Annotated in this window: 6 protein-coding genes; 2 read left to right on the forward strand and 4 right to left on the reverse strand. The window is 35.9% G+C overall.

The window, feature by feature from the left end:
• The first annotated feature begins 173 nt into the window (after positions 1-173).
• Together zntR and M983_RS09225 are read left to right on the forward strand one after the other, a co-directional pair.
• Positions 174-587 carry a Zn(2+)-responsive transcriptional regulator gene (gene zntR, locus M983_RS09220; RefSeq protein WP_066749768.1) on the forward strand — a complete coding sequence of 138 codons (414 nt, stop codon included), beginning with the start codon at positions 174-176 and terminating at the stop codon, positions 585-587.
• 49 nt (positions 588-636) lie between these two features.
• Positions 637-843, forward strand: a complete 207-nt coding sequence (locus M983_RS09225) for an alternative ribosome-rescue factor A (protein ID WP_066749769.1) — start codon at positions 637-639, stop codon at positions 841-843.
• Between the two features lie 2 nt (positions 844-845).
• Here the strand turns inward: M983_RS09225 and mscL are convergent, their stop codons facing one another.
• The 4 genes from mscL to M983_RS09245 form a co-directional block, all read right to left on the reverse strand.
• Entirely contained in the window at positions 846-1,253 is a 408-nt protein-coding gene (gene mscL, locus M983_RS09230) for a large-conductance mechanosensitive channel protein MscL (RefSeq protein ID WP_066749770.1), read from the reverse strand.
• A 113-nt stretch (positions 1,254-1,366) separates the two neighbouring features.
• Positions 1,367-2,743, reverse strand: coding sequence for a Trk system potassium transporter TrkA (gene trkA / locus M983_RS09235; protein ID WP_066749771.1), 1,377 nt, complete (start codon positions 2,741-2,743; stop codon positions 1,367-1,369).
• 106 nt (positions 2,744-2,849) lie between these two features.
• A complete protein-coding gene (gene rsmB / locus M983_RS09240; protein WP_066749772.1) occupies positions 2,850-4,118 on the reverse strand; it encodes a 16S rRNA (cytosine(967)-C(5))-methyltransferase RsmB in 1,269 nt (422 codons plus the stop codon).
• A gap of 94 nt (positions 4,119-4,212) precedes the next feature.
• On the reverse strand, positions 4,213-4,593 hold a 381-nt coding region (locus tag M983_RS09245), incomplete at its 5' end, for a methionyl-tRNA formyltransferase (RefSeq protein WP_425415189.1).

A 4,593-nucleotide genomic window follows, 5' to 3' on the forward strand; every position in this document is an offset into this window, starting at 1 on the left:
CTCTTTTTATATTTTTTTGCATTCCTCATTATCTTCTCTTGTGTTGTATCATATTTACTTTCTGGCATTTCACCATACTGCTTATTCTGTAATATAAGCTTCACGCTATATTTCAATTCTATTCTTTTGGTTATTTGCTATGCTTATTCATAATTAACAATGGAGGGAGATCCATGTATCGTATTGGGCAAGTTGCAAAATTAGCGAATGTAACAACAGATACAATCCGATTTTATGAAAAACAAGGATTGATGGAACATGATAGGCGTACTGAAGGTGGCTATCGCTTATATACCGATAATGATCTTCAACGTTTACGTTTTATTCGTTATGCAAAAGAGCTGGGTTTTACATTAGATGCTATAACTGAACTCCTTTCTATTCGTGTTGATCCTACCCATCATACTTGTGTTGAATCAAAGCATATTGTTGATGCAAGATTAGCTGAAGTTGAAATTCGCTTGAAAGAAATGGAGAGAATGAGGGATTCATTAAAGATGTTGAGTAACGCTTGTTGTGGTAGTGCTCATGAAAGTACTTATTGCTCAATATTAGAAATACTTGAATCGGGCGCAACAAAGAAATAATATGAAGTTAGAAAGTTTTTTATGTTCTTTAATAAATTAAGAGGTTTTTATGTCTAGCAAATATCAGCACCAAAAAGGTGTTATTAAAGATAATGCTTTAGCTGCACTTGTTCATGATCCCATATTTAAACAAAGAGTTGAAAAGAATAAGAAAGGTAAAGGGAGTTATATGAGAAAAGACAAAAATAATAAGAAAGGTAACTGGGAGGCCAGTGATAACAAAAATTTTATTAACTTGTTATCACTGGCCTTTTAGTTTTATTTTTGCTGATTTTTTAGTAAATCACGAATTTCTGTTAATAATGTTTCTTCAGCAGAAGGTGCCGGTGGTGCTTTAGGCTTTTCTTCAGCTTGTCTACGCATTTTGTTAATCAGCTTGATAGCACAAAAGATAGCAAATGCTACAATTGCAAAATCAAATACACTTTGAATAAAAGTACCGTAATTTAATATCACAGCAGGTGCATTACCACTAGCTTCTCTTAGCACTATGCTAAATTGTTTAAAATCGATACCGCCAATTAATAGCCCTAATGGCGGCATGATAATATCAGCAACTAACGATGACACAATTTTTCCGAAAGCAGCACCTATAATGACACCGACTGCCATATCAACAACATTACCTTTCATCGCAAATTCGCGAAACTCTTTTAAAAAAGCCATAGCCATCCCTTATTTATTTAAATATAAAATATTATGTAACATTAAGTCTTCGATATAATAATAATAGACTATGATGTGTAACAATTACTTTTATTCTTATTTATACACCATTTCTATAAGAAGAATGGACTAGGTTGGAAGAGTTTTTCCACTTCAGGCACATACTTCTTATCCGTAATAAACATAATGACATGATCACCTTGCTCAATAGAGTGAGTTGCATTAGCGATGATGACATCTTCATTTCTTACTATTGCACCAATAATAGTTCCTGGTGGTAATTTAATATCCTGTATACGCCTACCCACAACTTTTGAAGTATTTTCATCACCATGAGCAATGGCTTCTATTGCTTCAGCAACGCCTCTTCGTAATGATGAAACACTGACAATATCCGCTTTTCGTACATGGCCTAGAAGGGCGGAAATAGTGGCTTGTTGTGGTGAAATGGCAATATCAATGACGCCACCTTGAACAAGATCAACGTAAGCACCACGTTGAATGAGAACCATCGCTTTTTTGGCCCCCATGCGTTTAGCTAACATTGCAGACATAATGTTAGCTTCATCATCATTTGTGAGTGCAATAAATACATCTATTTGTTCAATATGTTCTTCAGCGAGTAGCTCTTGATCTGATGCATCGCCATAAAATACGATGGTATCGTGAAGTAGCTCAGCCAGTTCTGTTGCTCTTTGCTGATTATGCTCAATAAGCTTAACGCTATAATCTTTTTCTAATCTAGCGGCTAATCCTGCACCAACATTACCGCCACCAACAATCATAATTCGCTTATAAGGTTTTTCTAATCTTTGTAATTCACTCATAACAGCACGAATATGCTGGGAAGCTACTACAAAAAAGACTTCATCACCTGCTTCTATGATTGTAGATCCTTGAGGTCTAATTGGCCTATCTTGACGAAATATTGCGGCAACTCGTGTATCAATATGTGGCATATGATCACGTAGTGTTGATAATGCATTACCAACTAACGAACCACCATAATAGGCTTTTACGGCAACGATACTGACTTGACCTTCTGCAAAATTAACAACCTGCAAAGCTCCAGGATACTGAATGAGCTTATAGATATAATCTATAACAAGGTGTTCAGGGGAAATAAGATAATCAATAGGAATCGCTTCTGGTAAGAACAATTTATCTGCTTCACGAACAAATTCTGATGCTCTTATTCTTGCAACTTTATTAGGTGTATTAAATAAAGTATAGGCAACTTGACAGGCTATCATATTAGTTTCATCAGAATTGGTAACAGCAACTAACATATCAGCATCTTCAGCACCTGCTTCTCTTAAAACTCTTGGGTGAGAACCATGCCCGTTGACGACTCGTAAATCGAATTTATCTTGAAGTTGACGTAAGCGAGTCGCATCAGTATCTACGACAGTAATATCATTATTTTCACCGACAAGATTTTCAGCAAGAGTACCACCTACTTGCCCCGCGCCTAATATAATAATTTTCATCGTCATTTCTCAGATTATTCGATTAAAAAACCAACGCAAGATCATGACAGTCTTGCGTTGGAATAGTAACTTTTTTTAGGATCAATATCACCTTTATATCATGAGATCATATTTTCTTGATCAATGCATAAAAAAAGCCGTCTCCACCAATGGGTTCAGGTAAACATTGATGCTGATAATCACATTGAGCATCTTTAGTTGTTACTAAAAAAGACTCAATTTGTTGTTGATTCTCTTCTGGTAAAATAGAACAAGTTGCATAAACTAGTGACCCACCTGGTTTTAGATAAGGCCAAATAGCATGCAAAATTTCTTTTTGAATTTGAGCAAGCTGAGCAATATCCTCATTTCGTCTAAGCCATTTAATATCAGGGTGGCGGCGAATAACACCAGTTGCTGAACATGGGGCATCAAGTAAAATACGATCAAATTGCATACCCGCACACCATTGTTCAGGATAGCGTCCATCACCACTTTTGACGACAGCATTAAGTTTTAAACGAGTAAGATTTTCTTGTACTCGTTTCAAACGTTGTTCATCAATATCTACGGCTAAAACTTGCGCCTGAGGCGCAATTTCTAAAATGTGTGTTGTTTTACCACCTGGCGCTGCGCATAAATCGAGGATTTGCTCTTTATTTTCTGGTGATAATAATTCGGCACAGCGCTGAGCTGAGCGATCTTGTACTGTTATCCAACCATCATTAAATCCAGGTAAAAGAGTCACATTACAAGGAACTTCTAAACGTATGGCATTAGGATGTGTTTCATCTGCCATTCCTGCAATACCAACTTCTTCTAGTAACTGTAAATATTTTTCTCGTGAATGATGTTGTTGATTAACACGTAACCACATAGGTGGTTTTTGGTTATTACCTTCAATTATACTCATCCATTGTTCAGGATAAGCCTGCTTGATACGAGCAAGTAACCAAGATGGGTGTAGAAAGCGACTTTCACTATTTTGAAAACGTTCATTTAAAATATCTTGTTGGCGCTGAAATTGGCGTAATACACCATTAATTAAACCTTTTAATTGTGGTTTTTTTAGTGCAACAGCGCCATTTACAGTTTCAGCTAATGCAGCATGAGCGGGAATACGTGTATAAAGAAGTTGATATAATCCTACCATGATGAGGTAGTGTAAAATACGTTGCTTTCCTTTCAGCGGTTTATCCATTAGCTGCTGAATTATCCATTCCAGCTGGGGTAATACACGTAAAACACCAAAGCAAAGTTCTTGTAATAAAGCTCTGTCTTTTTCTGAGATGTTTTTTTGTAATTCAGGGATCACTGTGCTTAATGATAAGCCTTGATCTAATACCTGACTAATTGCTTTAGCGGCAATGCTACGTAAGTTGTATGACGTTTTCATAGTGAGTTAACGTTTTAATATTGATAGCCAAAGAAAATCACTTTAGCTTAAAAAAGAAAACCCTCTAGTATTTTTTAGCTAGAGGGTTAGATATTTATTGAAGAATCTTGCCTGGAGTGAGCAATTCTCGTTTCGAGTTTAGGAAATCAGAAGATGCCATTGGTTTTTTACCTGATGGTTGGAGCACGGTGATATTTAAAACACCATCACCAGTAGCAATATAAATACCAGTTTTATCAGCTTTTAGTATAATTCCGGGATTTACTTCTTTATTGCTCATAATATTTTTTTCTGTAATAACCTGTGCTTTCCAAACTTTTATTGGTTGGTCCTCAAGGATGAAATAGCTTATTGGCCATGGATTAAACGCTCTAATACAACGCTCAATTTGTTCTGCGGATAATGACCAATCAATCCTCGCTTCTTCTTTGGATAATTTTTCTGCATAATTCGCTAGATTATTATCTTGTTTTTC

Source organism: Proteus myxofaciens ATCC 19692 (assembly GCF_001654855.1).
Taxonomy (GTDB): Bacteria; Pseudomonadota; Gammaproteobacteria; order Enterobacterales; family Enterobacteriaceae; genus Proteus; species Proteus myxofaciens.